Below are 16533 nucleotides of genomic sequence, written 5' to 3' on the forward strand. Positions count from 1 at the left end.
CCCGGCCTGCGGCCTACCGAGCGAGAACGGCGGCCGCCAACGCGGCGCAGGCCTGTACCGCCACCAGGCGCCGCAGCCCCACCGGACGCGCGCGCAGATGGCGTTCACACTGCCGCGCCCGCTCGAACAGCAGCTTCTCCAGGCGCGCTCGGGTGCTCAGGACGGCCTTACCGGGCGGCTCCTCACACACGGAGCGCAGTGCCATCCCCGCCGAGCGCAGCGTCAGCATGACCCGCGCGTAGTGCGCCTCGGCGAGTTCGGTGCCCGGAACCGGGGTGTCGTCCTGGGCCCGCTGCTGCCAGGAGCGGGTGACGGCGTCGGTGACGGCGGCGGTGTCGGCGGCCGCACGAGCGAACACGTCGCCAGGGTGGCCGGCCTGCGCCAGCAGCCGCTGCACCTCGGCGGTTTCACCCGTCAGGGCCTCGGCCAGGACGGCGAGCGTCGCTGCGGGGGAGTCCTCGAACCGGGTAGCGACGTGCCAGCGGGGAACCTCCGGCAGCAGGGTGAGCGTGCCGTGCCGGGCGGCATGGTGGGCCAGGTGCGCGCCGTAGGCCGGAGCCTGCTGCCCGTGGTCCCGGATCATCAACTCCTCGATCGGCGGCATCTGGTAGACCCCGGGGCCGAGCACAGGCCAGCCGACGACGTCGGACGGCGCGGCGTCGCCGACCGGCAGACCGTGCCGTTCGGCGACCGCAGCCAGGTGGGCGGCCAGGCCCGGCACGGCCCGGCTCGCGACGAAGAACGGGGAGCCGAACTCGGCGTTGTGCAGGCTGACGACGGCGGCCGGCTCCAGTTCGTCCACCAGGTCGGCCAGCGCCTGCTGCTCCGGCAGTCCGAACCGGTGGAGCTGGCCTCGCCAGGGAATGGGAAATGTCCATTCCGGCTGCTCCGCCAGTGCCGGGCGGTAGAAGTAGCGGTGTTCGGTGTGGAGGTCGAGCGGCATGCTTGTCCACTCGGAATTCCGTGCTGCTCCGTCGGGGTCCACGCAGGGCAGGAAATTCCAGGCAACACCGTCGCGCAGCTCCGGCCGTGCGGTCACCAGGTCGGCCAGAAAAGCGACGGTCGCATACCCCACCGGCTCGTTCGGGTGCGGGCCGCCGACCACCAGCACGGACCGCCTCGCCGCCCCGACCGACAGCACCTCCAGCGCCCGGCCCCCACGTGACGTGCCGATCCGCCGCATCCTGCACAGCCCTGCCTCGCGCCGGGCGATGCCGCGAAGCCGCCGCGTGAGCTCTTCCACCGATGGCACCAGCTCCACGGCCGGCACCATCTCCGCGTAGCCGGCCAGCACATCATCCAGGCCGGAAGGGAAATCAGCCACTTCTAAAGTCTTTCTCGAAGCCGCCCAGGAATTATTCCGGGGCGGGGTTGAATGCTGCCAAAAAAGGGCGCAGAAAGTCTTTCTAGAAATCCTCGAAAAGGCCTTCCAGGGAGAGTCGGTGAATGGTTTCATGGGTTCCGGCTGATTCGCCACCATTCCGTTCAAGAAAACCCAGGAGGAAACATGGACGCCACCATCGGCACCGCCACCGTCGACCCGCAGGACACCGAGCAGCCGCAGGACAGCGGGCTGCGCCCGGCCGCCGTCCACGAGCTGCTGGGCTGCACCGCCTCCGGCCAGTAGCGCACCGGCACCACCGAAGGCGGGCCCGGCAGCACGCCGGGCCCCGCCCCGCCCTCGACCCGAGGAACCCACCGTGAGCCACCCCCGCCTGCGCGCCGAGCACCAGCCCACGATCCGACCGGACGGCCGGATCCAGATCGGCTCGCTGCCCGGCCTCGCAAGCACCCTCCCCGACCCCGACGGCTGGCGCCGGCACCTCCTCCAGCTCCTGGACGGCACCCTGACGGCAGACCAGGCCATCCAGGCGGTCACCAGCCGCCACCCCGACGTCCCGGCCGCCCAGGTCGACCGGCTGCTCCTCGACCTGACCCGGGCCGGGCACGTGCAGGACGCCACCCCACCCGGCCCGGCCGCCCGCCTGAACGCCGACACCGTCCGACTCCACCGGCGCGGTATCGAGTACTGGGAGATGGTCGACCGCAACGCCCGCCGAACCGGCGCGGACATCCAACAGGCCCTGGCCCGCTCTGCGGTGGCCGTCGTCGGCATCGGCGGCGTCGGCTCCACCGCCGCGGCCGCGCTGGCCGCCGCGGGAGTCGGCCGCCTGATCCTGGCCGACCACGACCGCGTCGAGGACTCCAACCTCAACCGCCAGTTCCTCTACACCCGCGCCGACCTCGGCCGACACAAGGCCGACGCCGCCCGCGACCGACTGCTGGAACGCCACCCCGACCTCGACCTCGTCCTGCTGCCCGAACAGATCACCCGCCAGGTGCAGTTCACGCGCCTGATGCGCAGGTGCGACCTGCTGATCCTCGCCGCCGACGAACCCGACCACCTGCGCCTGACCGCCAACCGCGCCGCCCTCACCACCTCCCGGGCCTGGATCGACCCCGGCTACCACGGCCCCGTCATCAGCACCGCCCTGTTCACGCCCGGCACCGGCGACGGCCCGTGCTGGGAGTGCCTGCGCCACTTCGACGCCACCGCCTACGGACTGCCCGGCGTCCACGGTGACGTCCTGGCCACCGCCCTGCCCCGCCCCCTCGGCAACCCCGTCATCTCCACCAGCGCACTCCTGGCGGGCGCCTACGCCGCCCACGCCGCTCTCGCCCACCTCACCGGCACCCGCAGCACGAACCCGGCAGGCACCGTCCAGCGGCACAGTCTCATCGCCCCCGCCGACCAGCCGCTGGGCCCCGTCACCCACCCGCGCAACCCAGACTGCCCTTCCTGTGCCCCGTACCACCCGACCGCCGTATAGGCCGACTAGCGGAGGATTCCTGCCATCCGCTGGCCCACGGCAGCACCGCCCGCCATCCGACGAATTCCCGCACAGCCGACTCCGAGGCCGGCTCCCTCCCGTCCCCGACGGCGGCCCGCCGTCGACCGCCGAGCGCGCCGGAGCGAGAACACCGCGCTTCTGCGCATCCGCACATCACGCACCACCCATGGCGGCCGCCCGGGTTAGGGCCGCACTCCCACCACCCAACCGCGCCACAGGAGCTCCACCATGCCCGATCCGCTCATCGAGGAGCACGCCTTCCTCAGCAACACCCGCACCGCCGCCCTCGCCCGGCCCGACGGCACGATCGCCTGGCTGTGCCTGCCGGGCTTCGACTCCAACGCCGTCTTCGCCAGCCTCCTCGGATCCTCCGCGAACGGATACTGGCGAGTCGGCCCGGCGACCTACACCAGCACGCCACCCGTGAGCCAGCGCCGCTACATCGGCGACACCCTCGCCGTCGAGCAGACCTGGGACACCGGAAGCGGCGTGCTGGAGGTGGTCGACTTCCTGCCCGCCCCGGACGCCACCGGGTACGAGCCGCCGATGGTCGTGCGCGTCGCCACCTGCCGCAGCGGCATGGTCCGCCTCGCCTCCGAATTCCGGCCCCGCCCCGGCTACGGCTCCCTCACCCCCGCCCTGCACGAAGTCGACTACGGCACACCCCGGCTGCGCGCGACGGCCGGGAGCGACACGTACTGGCTGGACGGCCCGAGCCACAGCATCAACCTGGGCAGTACCGCCTCCTGCGACACGCCGCTGCGCGCCGGACAGAGCATCGTCTTCGCCCTGACGTGGACGCGCACCGGCACCCCGGCGCCTCCCCCGATCACGGACAGCACCGCACTGGAGGCAACGAAGCGGTACTGGACCGAGTGGGCATCCGCCTGCACCTACCAGGGCCGGGACCGGGACGCCGTCGTCCGGTCGGCGCTCACCCTCAAAGGCCTGTGCGACGCCGGCGGCGCGGCGGTCGCGGCTCCGACGACCTCACTTCCCGCACCCATCGGCGGAGTGCGCAACTGGGACTACCGCTACACCTGGCCACGCGACACCGCCTGGATCATGCAGTCCCTCCTGTCCCTGGGGTACACGGAAGAGGCCACCGCCTACCGGGACTGGCTGACCGCCCACGTCGGCCCGTGCGGCCCCACACCCCTGTACAGCCTCAACGGCGAGCCCGTCCCCGCCGAGGAGACCCTGCCCCACCTCAGGGGCTACCGCGGCTCCAAGCCGGTGCGGATCGGCAACGCCGCCGCCGGACAACACCAGCTCGACGTGTACGGCGAACTCGCTGACCTGCTCGCGCAGATGGACGACGCAGGCATCCCGCCGTGCCCTGACGCCGACCGCCTGCTGCTCGCCACCGCCCTCACTGTCGAGGCGCTGTGGGAGCAGCCCGACGACGGAATGTGGGAGAGCCGCGGCCCGCGCCGCCGCTACGTCTCCTCCCTGGTCTGGGCCTGGGTTGCCCTCGACCGTGCGGTGCGCGTGCTGGAACGCCACGGTGCCGCCGACAAGGAGACCCTGGTGCGGCTGGCGGCGACCGCGGAGACCATCCACGCCGAGGTGTGCGCCCGGGGCTACGACGCTGAACGCAACACCTTCACCCAGTACTTCGGCAGCCAGGACCTGGACGCCTCCCTCCTGCACATCGCCCGCGTCCGCTTCCTTCCCCCGGACGACAAACGAGTGATCGGCACCGTCGAAGCAGTGGGACGCGAACTCTCCGCCGGTGGCGGCATGCTCCTGCGCTACCCCACCCACACCGACGCCGCCGACAACGTGGACGGACTCGCCGACCACGAGGGGGCATTCCTCGCCACCGCGTTCTGGATGGCCGAAGCCCTCGCCCTCATCGGACGGGACGCCGACGCCCGTGACCTACTCGACCGCCTCCTCGCGGTACGCAGCGACCTCGGCCTCCTCGCCGAACAGTACGACCCCGCCCAGGAAATCCACCTCGGCAACTACCCACAGGGCCTGTCACACGACGGCCTGATCCGGGCCGCCCTGGCCATCAACGCGGCGAGCATGGTCCCCACCGACGGCGAACTGATGCTCGCGGCGGCAGAGGGATAGCGGCGCAGCGCTGCCCACCCTCGCCGCCCACGGCATCCACCACCTCCACCCGAGGCCGCCCGCCTCCGAGCCGGTTTTCGCGCTGCTGCGCCGCACGACCGGCGAGCAGCGCGTCGCCGCAGAACCGCCGCACCGGCCCCTTCCCCGGAGGAGCCGTCCCTCCCGGCCGACCGAGCACCCGCACCACCGCACCGACCCATGGCGGCCGTACGGGCCCGGGCCGCACCCCTGGGCCGCACCGGCTCGTGGTTGCGGCGTAACGGCATCCGAACCCCACGACTGGTAGGCAACTCGGCCTTCCCGGCCCCGTACGCCGAAGGCCGCTACTACCTCCAGATCACGTACACCGAGGACCTGGGCGACCGCCATCCGAGCATGGCCGCTTCGGGCTCTCGCCACCATGGCCGAGGCCGAGCGCGAGAACATCCGCGAGGCCGCCCTCGAAGGACTCGACGCCTCCTCCCCCGCGGTCAAGACAGCGGCCGCACCCGTTCTCACCGTCGACATGCTGGACACCGTGCTCCGCTGCCGGGCCAATGGTGAGTACGTCGAGCAGGTCCGCCCCGGCCCTGGTCATCCCCACCGGCGAGCGCGAGGACCAGAACCCCGGCCAGGCCAGCGGGCACCTACCGCGGGCTCGCTGGGCACGAGAAGTGCCAGGCCTGCCTCGAAGCCGTTGCCCAGGCCGAAGCCGGCTTTGCTGTGCTCTGGCCCGGCTGACAGCGCGTCGACCTACGAGATCGTCTCAGCATTGGTTCTTTGCAAGCATTTTGACCGGCCCCGGTTGGGCCGGGACCGCATTTCAGCGAGCCGCAGTGCCCTAGCTGTAGTCGGAGACCAGTGCGCCCGAGGTGTCGGAGAGGTGCGCGGTGTCGCCCTTGTCGTTCCAGATGGCGCGTCCGCTGCCGTAGGAGTAGCCGCCCCACTCGGCATGGACTTCATTGGTGTAGATACGGATCCGCTGCCCGGCCTTGAGCGTGGTTCCGGGCGGGAAGGTGAAGTTCTGGCCGGGGTCGTCGGCGTAGAGGACCCAGCCGGAGACGTCCGCGTGCGCCGTGCCCTGGTTGACGATCTCGACGTACTCGTCGGCCTGGGTGTACTTGACAGCGCCCTTGTGGTGGACGTTGGTGATGACCACGTCCGAGACGCCGACGCGGGAGAGCACGGCGACGATGTCGGCGCTGTTGGCGCCGTTCTCCGGGCTGAGGAACTTGTTGACGATCTCTCCGTTCCGTTTGAAGCCGGTGATCACGGCGGCGTACTTCTCGCCGTCGATGGTCACGTTCTCCGGGGACACCCGCGTGGGCAGATCGACCTCGTCGTCGGGTGTGGGGCCGTCGTTGGGCGTCTCGAAGTGGTGGAACCTGAAGCTGAAGTTGCGGTCCTTGTCGTCCTCTTCGAAGCGGATGCGGACCACGAGGTCGACGTCGAACTGGTTGATGCCGCCGCCCATGATGGGGAAGTTCTGGTGGGTGAAGGTTCCCAGCGTCGTCTCTGAACCGTCAGTCTCCGCGTCGATCGTGCCGCCGGAGAACAAGTAGCCGCTCTTCCCGCCCGCGACGGGGACGCCCCAGGTGATGTGGCCGGTGTTGAGGCCCGAGACGTTGGCCGGGGTAGGGGTGACGGCAGTCCAGGTTCCCGATGTCGTGATTTTGGACATCCTCAGACAACTCCTCGATGTGCTGGGCACGCCGTCCGCAACAGCGGCTACATGTGTTTCGTCGCCAGCCGTCGCTGCGGCCGATCCTGGGAGGGCCTTCGCCGACTGACGCGCCCGCTCTCCCAACTCCTCGGGCGGATCATGCGCAAGGAGGCCCAGAACTCGCGTCACTCGTCCGGGTGATTGGCCACTTTGTGGCAGGGACAGCACGGCATTCCCGCCATCGGAGCCGCGATTTCGCAACGCTCCCGCCCGACTGTCAGTGAGTCGGCTACGAGATCATCCCGGTGCGGGTCGGCAGATTCCTCGCCCAGACCTCCTGCCTCGGACCAGCCGCCCGGGGAACAGCGGTCGGAGTCGGTGGTGACGACGAACAGCGAGGCGAAGACCAGCAGGGTGATGACGATCATGGGGACCAGGCGGTCGAGCAGCGGGCTGTGGAACTCGCGGGTGATGCCGGTGGAGAAGTGCAGTGCGGCGATGGTCGAGTCGGGCGTGGCCACGGGGCTGCCCATGATGGTGCGGGTGGTGGACTCGCCCATGGAGAACGCGGTGACGTGGGTGCGCCATTCGCCGGTGACCATGCCCGTGTAGAGGCCGAGGTTCTGGTTGGGTTCCCACGGCGAGTAGGCGGCGAAGTCCGGTCCCAGGACCGTGCCGGGGGCGTGAGGACGCCAACTCCGCCCTCACCCGGCAGCGCCCGACACGTGATGCGCGAACTCGCCAGCCCCACCCCCCTCTCCCAGCCAGGTGCCTCCCACACCGGTCGCGCGCGGTCGGCGGTCGGGCCATCACCCCACGTCAGAGCAGCCGGTGGGCGATCTCGGTCGACGGCCCATCCGCCCGGCCCCGGAACCACTCGCGGCACACCAGAACAACGCGCCCCACGCCTCGCCGAAAGTTCGGATGGAAATGACCGAGAACGAGTAAGGTCGGGGTTTGTTCGATTGACCCTCACAAAGTCGGTCTGGATACTGATCGAGCACGACGCAACCGAAACTCGTTGCGAAGCGGACTCCGATTCGAAATTTCATCCGGTTGAGGAGAATCCATGATCTCGAAAGCGAAGAAGGTCGTGAGCTCGATGGCGATGGCCTTCGCCGCGGCGGCCACGCTCACCGTGGCCGTGCCGTCCGGCAACGCCTTCGCCATCGACCACGTCCAGTGTGACGGGAGCCGCAATGACTTCCTGAAGATCTGGTCGCACCTCGACGGCCGTGACAGCGTCGACTGCTACGCGAACGGGGGGACGATCGGCTTCGGCGGGTGGTGGATCGACCGGATCTCCACGGGGAACAACGACCTGGTCTACTCCGACGCCAACGGCGACTCGGTGAGGGTCAACCGCTGGACCGACATCACGTACCCGAACCGGCCGCCGAAGGTCAACTCCATCCAAATCCTCTGACGACCCGGCGGAGCGGGACCCGAACGGAAATTCGCCCGGCCGTATCACCGCAAGTCCCCGCAGCGCTTTGATCGCCGTCGAATTTTCTGTGACGTGAATTCGCTCAATTTCGGTTCCACCGGCGCCGGCCATGCCCTCCAGGGGCTGGCCGGCGTCGGCATGTGGTGTCACGGTTGCCCGCCGAGCCCCAACTTCCGCACCCCGAAGGGGGAGAAGACCATGTGCGCGGCCCAGCCGCGGTGGATCAGCGCGATCTGCGAGGGCACCGGCATCACCGGGTACAGCTCCCTGCCCCGCGACCAGTTCGCGAGCAGGCCCTCCGTGGTGTCGACCGCCGAAACCACCATCGTCACCTGGAGGTTCCCGTCACCCCAGGTGTTCCACAGGGCCCATCCTTCGGGCCTGGCCTCGACCCCCAGGCGTGAGCACGCCTCCTCGTAGTTCTCCCCCATGCTCTCCGGCATCGCCCCGGGCCGCAGGATCGCCACCCCGGCCAGCTTCACCTCGGGCCGGTCCACCTCCTCGCCGAGGCAGCCGTCCCCCGGGAAGTGGTAGTGCCGGATCTCCCGGGCCAGCGCGTTCACCGCCCGTTGCAGGCGCGTCGCGTCCTCCGCCTCGGGGCCGTACGACAGCCACCCCTCCACCGAGGCGACGCCCGTCACCGCACGGGCGAGCCGCTCGATCTCCCTCAGGTACTCCAGCTCGGAAAGCTCAGGTCGCGTCACGGCGCCCAGTCTCACAGCGCTCCCCATCCTGGTCATCCCGGTTTCCGGCCTCCGCCTCCCGGAAGTGCCGTCGCTGGCGGGGGTTCTGGCCGGGGCCGCCCCCACGACCGCTCCGCCGGGGTGGGTGGCCCCGGCGGAGCGGTCGTGGCGAGGGTCAGCGGGTGCTGAAGTCCGCGTTCCAGGAGGCGTTGCCGGTGCGGGCCAGGCCGACCTCGTTGTAGTCGCCGAGCATGATCCCCAGGTGAAGGGGCGACCTGATCCAGCCGTCGACGGCGGCGTCGATGTCGGTGGGGCCGTAGAAGGCGATCTCGCCGAATCCCCTGCCGGTGTAGCCGAGGTTGTGCGCGATGCCGTTCGAGTCGCAGAAGTGGCCGGAGACGCGGCGCTGGTCCATCTGGTCGGCGTTGCACTTGGCGGCCTGGGAGAGCGTCTGGTTGAGGCGCACCGCCGGCCTGCCGTTCTGGGCGCGCACGGTGTTGAGCCGGTCCAGGAAGCGCTGCTCGACGGAGGCACCCGGGCCAGGGCCAGGGCCGGTGCCCGACCCGATCAGGTCGAACCGCTGGGCCACGCTGCCGTCGCAGTTCTCGACGGTGACCTCCCGGTCGAGGCCGTGGTAGGTCAGACAGCGGTTGTCGCGGGCGTTGTGGAGGTAGGTGCCGCCGCCGGCGGCGGGCTCCAGGGTCCACTGCTGGTTGTCGCCCGCCCACCAGTGGATGAACTGGGTGGACCGGCCGTCGTTGGTGTCCATCTCCAGCACGCGCTCGGTGCCGTTGACGTTGCGGGCGAAGTCGACCCGGTCGCCGGGCTTGTTGGAGATCCAGAACGAGGTGGAGGCGTTCTGGTAGTTGCGGGCGACGATCCGGGAGCCCTCGCCGTCGGAGCTGGCCAGCGAGTTGTGGTTCTGGTGGTCCTGGATCGTGACCATCTGCTCGACCACGGCGGCGTTCGCCGGCGCGGCGAGCAGCGTGATGCTGCTCGCGGATATCGCGGAGACGGCGAGCACCAGGCCTGCCAGCCGGGTGCGGCGGCGGGTGCCGGCGCTCGGGCGGGGGCGGAGGGTCCGGGTGGACGGGTGGGACACGGGGATCTCCTGTTGTCGGTGGACCGCGTGCGGATGCGACAGCGGAACGCGGCCAGGACACCAGGACTGGATTGACGATCGATCAGCAGCGTGTTGACGAACTGCCGTGCGCGGCCTCGGCGGGGAGCCGGGGCCGCGCACCGGGTTCAGTTGGCCAGGCTGAAGTCGCCGCCGAGGGGTGCGGCGATCTTGTCGACGCCGGTCAGCGCGGTGAGCGAGGTGACGGGGGTGCTGGCGTCGGTGGTGGTGCCGTTGCCGAGTTGGCCGGAGCCGTTGTTGCCCCAGGAGCGGACGGTGTTGTCGCCGAGCAGGGCGATGGTGTGTTCGCGGCCGCCGGCGATCAGCTGGACGCCGGTGAGGCCGGGGACCGCGACGGGGGTGACCCGGAAGTCGGTGGTGCCGTCGCCGATCTGGCCGGAGGTGTTCCGGCCCCAGGCCTTGAGCTGGTTGCCGCTGTCGGTGACGGCCAGGCTGTGGTGGGCTCCGGCCGCGATCCCGGAGACCCCGCCGAGCCAGCTGCCCTGGGTGTCGACCGGGGTGAAGCGGCTGATGGTGGTGTTGTCGCCGAGCTGGCCGGTGGAGTTGTAGCCCCATGCCTTCACCGCGTTGCCGCTGGTGGGCTTGGTGGAGCTGCTCGGCGGGCCGACCAGGGCCAGGTTGTGGTCGGCGCCGGCGGCGATCCGGGTCACACCGGTCAGGTTGTTCACCGCGGACGGCACGTTGCGGCTCGCCGAAGTGCCGTCCCCGAGCTGGCCGTTGATGTTGTGGCCCCAGGCCCACACGGTGCCGTCCTCGCGCAGCGCCAGGCTGTGGTTGAGTCCGGCGGCGATCGCGATCACCTTGTCGAGTCCCTCGACCCGGACCGGGACGCTGCTGTCGGCGTTGGTGCCGTTGCCGAGCTGGCCGTAGTTGTTGCGCCCCCAGGCGACCACGGTCCGGTCGGCGAGCAGTGCCAGGCTGTGCACTCCGCCCGCGGCGACGTCGGTGGCATCGGAGAGGTTGACGACCTGGCCGGGCGCGTTGTGGCTGAACACCGAGCCGTCGCCGAGCTGCCCCGACCCGTTGGCGCCCCACGTCTGCACCGTGCGGTCGGTCAGCAGGGCCAGCCCGAAACCTGTGGCGGCGCCGCTCCCCCCGGCGGCGATCTTCACCACCTCGGCGCTCGTCAGCCCCAGCACGGTGGTGGCCGTCGTACGGAAGTCCGTCCAGGTGCCGTCGCCGAGCTGGCCTGCGCGGTTGTTGCCCCAGGACTTGAGCCGCTTCTCCTGCACTTCATCTCCTCATCAGGTGTGCTGTCATGCGGGAATGCGGCCGCGCCGGGCACGGCCGCGGAGGCTGCCGCGAGGACGCGGCGGTGCTGCCTCCCGACGGGCCGCTCCTGCCCGGCCCTCCCCGCAAGCTCTCGAACGCATCATCGGTGACGAACGATCAGAACGCGGGACCCCGATCTCGATCTTCACTCGAACGGGTGATCTTCCGGCACCCCCTGACGGGCAGGCGCCGGAGGAGGCACCTTGGCAGCCCGCCGCCCTTGGTGTCAGCGCCTGGTACTAGCGTTGACCTGTGAGGATCTTCAGGGGGGTGGGACGTGCCGACGTGCGGCATCTGCGATCACGAGACGGCCGAGTTCGACAACTACTGCGGGAACTGCGGGGCCCAGCAGGTCAGCCACGGCGCCGCTGGTCACCGTACGGTGCCCTCGGCGAATTCGATGTGCCGAACCCTCCGGGCGTGCGCGACCCGGACATTCGAACGCCTCTCTCTTGATCACTACGACGTGCCCGAAGACCGGGTTCCACGCGAGGAGACCTATACGAGCCTGAACCTCCAGGACCTCCGCCGACTTCACAGCGACCGGGTGTCGATCGTGGAGTTCACCCAACTTGAGGAGACGCGCAACGGAGCGGACTGGGAGTGGTGGTTCCATGCGAACGGCGAGGGATTCGGTATGCGGGTCCAGGCCAAGCGAGCGATGCGGGGCGGAGGCTACCGGCTGGAGCACAGGACTCGCGCACGTGAGCGGCAGAGTGAGCTGCTCGTGCGGGATGCGGTGACAGCCGGCTGTGTCTCGGCCTACGTGCTCTACAACCACCGGAACTGGGTTCCGACGTTCGCTGAGGGCACGACGGAGGCGTGCGCCCATGGCGCCGGCCTGACCGGCCACATGGGCTGCACCATCGTGTCCGCGCTGACCGTCCGAGCCGTCCTGGAGGGCCGGGGGAACTCCTCGGCCAAGGTTCGGGACGCGAGCATGCCGTGGCACTGGGTCCTGTGCGGCGAGCGACGACAGCACTCGGACCTTGAGACGGCCTACCGGGAGGTGCAACGGCTCCACCGGCGTGGGCTCGACGCGTTGAAGGAAGCCATCCGCACCGGGACCGGACAGGGGGTCGGCCACCAGCCGACGCCGACCGCTGGGCCCTCCGCAGGGCCGGTGGATACGGAAGCCGGAGCCCCCGTGACCGGCCACGGGGCCGGGCTGGAGGAGGACGACCCTACCGAAGGCGGACCTCCACCGCAGCTCCACCACAGCACCCTCGATTCGGTTCGTCTCACACCCGAGGAACTGGCGGCGAGGGAGGCTGAGGCCGACACACGTGTGCAGGCGGTCCTGGAGGGTCCGCTGTACCGCGGGATGCAGGATCTTGTCGACGCGCCGGCGGGCCGGTTGCCGGGCCGGGTGCTCGACATGATCCGGCGCCGAGAAGCCGGCGTCGCGCCGGACGAGCGCGTCGCCGGTGCCGTCCTGGTCGACCTGAGTCCGCGCCGGGTCGAGAGGTAGTCAGGACGGCGAGTCGGCCGGGCCGGTCCCGCCCCCTGAGCTGCGAGAACGGCCGGCCCGGCACCTCGTGGGTGCCGGGCCGGCGGGTGGGGTGTGGGGGCGCGGGTTACTTGGGCATCTCGTTCCAGAGCTGCTGGGCGCTCTTGCCGGTGAGCTGGACCCAGATCTGGTCGTTGTAGTTCGTGGTGTTCAGCAGGTGTGCCAGGTCGGGCTTGTTGTAGGCCTTCGACACGTAGTCGATGAACCGGGCGGTGGCCTGGTATCCGCTGTCGTAGTTGGTGCCCGGGCCGAAGTGCTGGGCGCCGGTGCCCGGCTGGAAGTTGTAGTCGCGCACCCAGTCCGCCAGGCCCTCGCCCAGCCACCACTTGCCGGAGAACGGGCTGTCCCAGACCGCGACGTGCACGGCCTCGTGCACCAGGAAGCCGGTGTCACCCTTGTTGCCGCGGGTGTAGCCGATGTTGACGTGGACCTCCTTGACGCCGTTGCTGGGGTTCACCGTGGTGAACGCGGGGTTGTCGGTCAGCTTCGGGTCGAAGATGATCTTGAAGTAGCTGGGGGCGGCGAAGGCCCCCTTGGTGATCAGGTTGGAGATCGTCGGGTAGTAGTCCGCGACGGTCTTCTTCTGCTGCTCCAGCCACGGCCCGAGGTCCGGGGCCTGCGAGTAGTCGAGGTCGATGGTCGGACGGCCGGCGGTCGGCGGGGTGGTGGCGCCGTTGCGGTCGAGGTTCCAGGACTGCGCCCGGTCCCCCGCGTTGCAGGCGGCCACCTTGGCGTTCAGGTCCTCGCCACGGGCCAGGCAGAGGTTGCTGTCCGAGACGCTGTGCAGCAGCCAGGCCCGGCCGTTGCCCATCGAGGTGTTCTCCAGCCACCACTTCTGGTTGTCCGCGCCGACGTAGTTCCAGGAACCGACGGTGTTCTTGCCCCGGTCCCGGTCGACGGCGTTGTTGGTGCCGGGCACCTTGACCGACCAGGCGCCGTTGCCCTCGTCCCTGACCGTCCAGACCTGCTGGGCGGAGGACTCGTTCCAGTCGCGGACCACCACGTTGGAGGCGTTGTTGCGGCTGTCCCACTGGAGGGCGCCGCCCGCGTAGCTGGAGATGCGGTAGTCGGCGCCGCTGGACGGGAGCGACTCGGCCGCGCTGGCGGTCCCGGCGCCGAAGGCCGTCCCGGACACGACGGTCGTGGCGGACAGGACGACGGCGGCGGCCGCACGACGGGTGATCATCTCGGGGTTCTCCTCTCGGGCGGCTCCCCCCTGGAACCGGCCTGCGGTCATGCCACCGGGCCCCGGTAGACGCGGCGTCAACGCTCCCGTCGACGGACGCGTTGACAGGGCGTCGACCCGGTGGTGTTCACCCGAAGGTCCCGGCCCCTGCCGAGCGACTTCTCACTCGTGGACGCCCGCGCTCTCCACCGCCCGCCGGCGGGTCGCCCGCACGGCCGCACCCGCCGCGGTGGCCAGGGTGACGAGGGCGCAGAGCGCGACGGTCGCCCCGATCCGCGCCCACGGGACCACCGTCGGCGCGTCGGCCACGAGCCTGCCCAGCGAGACGTGCTGGGTCAGCGCGGCGAGCGCGGTCGCCACGGCGGCGAGCACGGTGGCGACGACCACCGCCACGGCCGACTCGGCTGCGGCCACCCTCACGATCTGCCCGCGCACCGCGCCGACGAGAGCGAGCAGGGCGAACTCCCGCCGGCGGGTCGCCATCGCCATGATCAGGGTGTTGGCGACCGCGATCAGCGCGTAGACCAGCGCGATCCCCAGGATGACCACCGCGGCGTTGTCCGTCTGCTGCGCGGCATGCGCGCGCTCGGCCTCAAGGTAGGCGGCGTACGTGACCACGTGCGCGCCGGAGCCCGCCAGCGCCCGGTTCACCGCGGCCGTCTGCTGCGGGTCGAGCGCCGCGCCGGCGCCCGCCGAGGAGTCGAGGTAGACCCGGCTCGGCGTCAGCGCGCCGGTCAGCGCCGAGGACAGGTACGTGTCGTCCCCGTTCAGGCCGCGCGCGACGACCGCCGCGACGACGGCCGGAACCCTCGCTCCGGTCGGCAGCAGCATGACCACGCGGTCGCCGACCGCCAGGCCGTCGGACTCGGCCGCGTGCTCGTCGATGACCAGGAAGTCCTCCGGCAGCGAGGCGAGGGAGCCGGAGAGCACCGGCGGCGTGACGGTGGCACCCAGCGCCGCCGCCGGGACAGCCTTCGCGCTCAGCGAGTCGATCTGCTCACCGGCGGCGGTACCGATCCGGAGGTTCATCGAGATGACCGGGGTGGCCCTGATCCCGGGCACGGCCGCCAGGCGGGCGAGCGTCGGACCGTCGATCCCCGAGCCGCCGGGCACGACCACGTCCGCCGCGCGGATCTCCTGCTGCTGCCGGGCCAGCAGCGCCGCGTCGCCGGACTCCTGCATCGTCAGCATCGCGGCGACCAGCCCGACGGCCACCACGATCGGCGCCACGGTGGCGGCCGTACGACGCCGGGAGGTGAGGATGTTCTGCCGCACCAGCAGCGGGCCGGCCGTGGCGCAGCCGCGCAGCGGGCGGAGCAGCAGCCTCGTCACCGGGCGCAGCAGGGCCGGGGCCAGCAGGGTGACCGCGCCGACGTAGAGCACCGGCACCACCTCGTACTTGCGGGCGCTGGCCGCGAGGTACGGCTCGGTGCGGGAGATGGCGGCCCCCGCGACGACGGCGCCGGCCAGCATCCCGACGCCCAGCAGCCAGCGGAGCGGCGTCATCGCGCGGCGCTCCAGCACACTCTCGCGCAGCACCTCGATCGGGCGGATCAGCGAGACGCGCACCAGGGTCACGGCCGAGCCGGCCAGCGCGGCGACGACGCCGATGACGGCGGCGACCAGCAGCGGCAGGACGGTGACGGGGACGGTGAACCACGACGGGGCCACGTGGTGGTCGAGCATCCAGGAACGCAGCGGCACGGTGCACAGCGGCGCGAGCAGGCAGCCGGCGACTGCCGCGGCCAGGCCGATCAGCAGGGCCTCCCAGAGCACCATGCGCCGCACCTGCCCGGGCGCCGCGCCCACCAGGCGCAGCAGTGCCAGTTCGCGGCGGCGCTGTTCGGCGGCGAAGGCGAAGGTCGCGGTGACGACGAACACCGCGACGCACACGGCGAGTCCGGTCGTACTGCCCGCCATGGCCTGGGCGTTGGCCAGTGCCTGGGCGCCGCCGGTGGAGTCGGGGTCCAGCCGGGTCAGGCCGTCGCCGGTGAGGGCCACGGCCTGGTCGCCCGCGAGCGAGGCCAGTTGCCCTGCGTCCTGCTCGGTGACGAGCGCGTTCACGCCGGGTGACAGGCGCTGTGCCTCGGCGGCGCTGAAGAAGACCGCGTTCTCGAACCAGAGCGCGTCGGTGACGCCGACCACCCGGTAGTGGCCGGTGCCGTCGCCCGTCGTGACGCCGGTCTGGCGTCCGATCAGTTCCCGGGAGCCGCCGCCGACGACGACCTCGTCCGCGGCCTGCGGCGCGCGCCCGGCCGCCAGGCGGTAGCCCGCGAAGGCGGCTGAGGACCAGGGGTGGCCCGTCATCTCCCCTGAACCGGCGGCGAGTTGCACGGGGAAGCTGCGGTCGGGCGTGACGTGCCCGGTCGCGGCTGCCTTCGCGACGAGGTCGGGCGGCAGGACGGCGGGGGCCTTCATCGGGCGTCCGTCGAAGCCCTGCGGTGCCAGGACGGCCGGGGCCTCCTTGAAGCGCTGCGGACCCGGGTGCGGTGTGCCGAAGGTGGCGGCGAGGGTCAGCGCCATCATGCCGATCATCGTGGTGCCGAGCGTGAGGGCGAGGAAGGCGCCCGCGAAGCCCGCCAGGCGGTGGCGCAGGGTGGCTGCGGCGATCTTCAGCACGGCTTCGTCCCGCTCCCGCCGGGCTTGCGGCTGACGACGCCGATGCCGCTCACACCCGCCGCACCGATGGACGACCGGCCCGGGGCGCGCCCCTCGCCG

General features: G+C 71.2%; 12 protein-coding genes. 4 read left to right on the forward strand and 8 right to left on the reverse strand.

The features are described 5' to 3' along the window. Nucleotides 1–13: 13 nt before the first annotated feature. A complete protein-coding gene (locus OG556_RS35425) occupies nucleotides 14–1480 on the reverse strand; it encodes a M14 family zinc carboxypeptidase (protein WP_371523085.1) in 1467 nt (488 codons plus the stop codon). Between the two features lie 220 nt (nucleotides 1481–1700). Here OG556_RS35425 and OG556_RS35430 point away from each other — a divergent pair, with 220 nt between their 5' ends. Then, a complete protein-coding gene (locus OG556_RS35430; RefSeq protein ID WP_331743554.1) occupies nucleotides 1701–2831 on the forward strand; it encodes a ThiF family adenylyltransferase in 1131 nt (376 codons plus the stop codon). 249 nt (nucleotides 2832–3080) lie between these two features. Next, on the forward strand, nucleotides 3081–4934 hold the full coding sequence (locus tag OG556_RS35435; RefSeq protein ID WP_331743557.1) for a glycoside hydrolase family 15 protein: 1854 nt from the start codon (nucleotides 3081–3083) through the stop codon (nucleotides 4932–4934). Nucleotides 4935–5754: 820 nt separating this feature from the next. Here the strand turns inward: OG556_RS35435 and OG556_RS35440 are convergent. Further along, complete coding sequence (locus OG556_RS35440; RefSeq protein ID WP_331743560.1) at nucleotides 5755–6594, reverse strand: lamin tail domain-containing protein; 840 nt, start codon at nucleotides 6592–6594, stop codon at nucleotides 5755–5757. A 167-nt stretch (nucleotides 6595–6761) separates the two neighbouring features. Further along, a complete protein-coding gene (locus tag OG556_RS35445; protein ID WP_331743562.1) occupies nucleotides 6762–7178 on the reverse strand; it encodes a hypothetical protein in 417 nt (138 codons plus the stop codon). A 467-nt stretch (nucleotides 7179–7645) separates the two neighbouring features. On the opposite strand from OG556_RS35445, the gene OG556_RS35450 reads away from it, so the two are divergent. Further along, entirely contained in the window at nucleotides 7646–8002 is a 357-nt protein-coding gene (locus OG556_RS35450; protein ID WP_331743564.1) for a beta/gamma crystallin domain-containing protein, read from the forward strand. Between the two features lie 167 nt (nucleotides 8003–8169). On the opposite strand, the gene OG556_RS35455 is transcribed toward OG556_RS35450, so the two are convergent. From OG556_RS35455 to OG556_RS35465, 3 genes are all read right to left on the reverse strand, one after another. Continuing rightward, nucleotides 8170–8727, reverse strand: a complete 558-nt coding sequence (locus OG556_RS35455) for a hypothetical protein (protein WP_371523086.1) — start codon at nucleotides 8725–8727, stop codon at nucleotides 8170–8172. A gap of 154 nt (nucleotides 8728–8881) precedes the next feature. Then, nucleotides 8882–9808 carry a CAP domain-containing protein gene (locus OG556_RS35460; RefSeq protein WP_331743569.1) on the reverse strand — a complete coding sequence of 309 codons (927 nt, stop codon included), beginning with the start codon at nucleotides 9806–9808 and terminating at the stop codon, nucleotides 8882–8884. 146 nt (nucleotides 9809–9954) lie between these two features. Further along, nucleotides 9955–11079: a hypothetical protein gene (locus OG556_RS35465; RefSeq protein ID WP_331743572.1), complete on the reverse strand. Its 1125-nt coding sequence runs from the start codon at nucleotides 11077–11079 to the stop codon at nucleotides 9955–9957. 317 nt (nucleotides 11080–11396) lie between these two features. On the opposite strand from OG556_RS35465, the gene OG556_RS35470 reads away from it, so the two are divergent. Next, on the forward strand, nucleotides 11397–12590 hold the full coding sequence (locus OG556_RS35470; protein WP_331743574.1) for a DUF6615 family protein: 1194 nt from the start codon (nucleotides 11397–11399) through the stop codon (nucleotides 12588–12590). 106 nt (nucleotides 12591–12696) lie between these two features. Here the strand turns inward: OG556_RS35470 and OG556_RS35475 are convergent, their stop codons facing one another. Next, nucleotides 12697–13815 carry a basic secretory protein-like protein gene (locus OG556_RS35475; RefSeq protein WP_331743577.1) on the reverse strand — a complete coding sequence of 373 codons (1119 nt, stop codon included), beginning with the start codon at nucleotides 13813–13815 and terminating at the stop codon, nucleotides 12697–12699. Between the two features lie 162 nt (nucleotides 13816–13977). Then, complete coding sequence (locus tag OG556_RS35480; protein WP_331743580.1) at nucleotides 13978–16434, reverse strand: FtsX-like permease family protein; 2457 nt, start codon at nucleotides 16432–16434, stop codon at nucleotides 13978–13980. Nucleotides 16435–16533: the final 99 nt, after the last annotated feature.

The sequence above is a fragment of the Kitasatospora sp. NBC_01300 genome, from assembly GCF_041435235.1.
Classification (GTDB): Bacteria; Actinomycetota; Actinomycetes; order Streptomycetales; family Streptomycetaceae; genus Kitasatospora.

What these genes read in the sequence shown, in the direction of transcription:
- OG556_RS35435 (WP_331743557.1), top strand. Translation starts at nt 3,081, where the DNA reads ATGCCCGATCCGCTCATCGAGGAGCACGCCTTCCTCAGCAACACCCGC.
- OG556_RS35450 (WP_331743564.1), top strand. Translation starts at nt 7,646, where the DNA reads ATGATCTCGAAAGCGAAGAAGGTCGTGAGCTCGATGGCGATGGCCTTC.
- OG556_RS35445 (WP_331743562.1), bottom strand. Translation starts at nt 7,178, where the DNA reads ATGGTCACCGGCGAATGGCGCACCCACGTCACCGCGTTCTCCATGGGC.
- OG556_RS35425 (WP_371523085.1), bottom strand. Translation starts at nt 1,480, where the DNA reads ATGGTGGCGAATCAGCCGGAACCCATGAAACCATTCACCGACTCTCCC.
- OG556_RS35475 (WP_331743577.1), bottom strand. Translation starts at nt 13,815, where the DNA reads ATGATCACCCGTCGTGCGGCCGCCGCCGTCGTCCTGTCCGCCACGACC.
- OG556_RS35440 (WP_331743560.1), bottom strand. Translation starts at nt 6,594, where the DNA reads ATGTCCAAAATCACGACATCGGGAACCTGGACTGCCGTCACCCCTACC.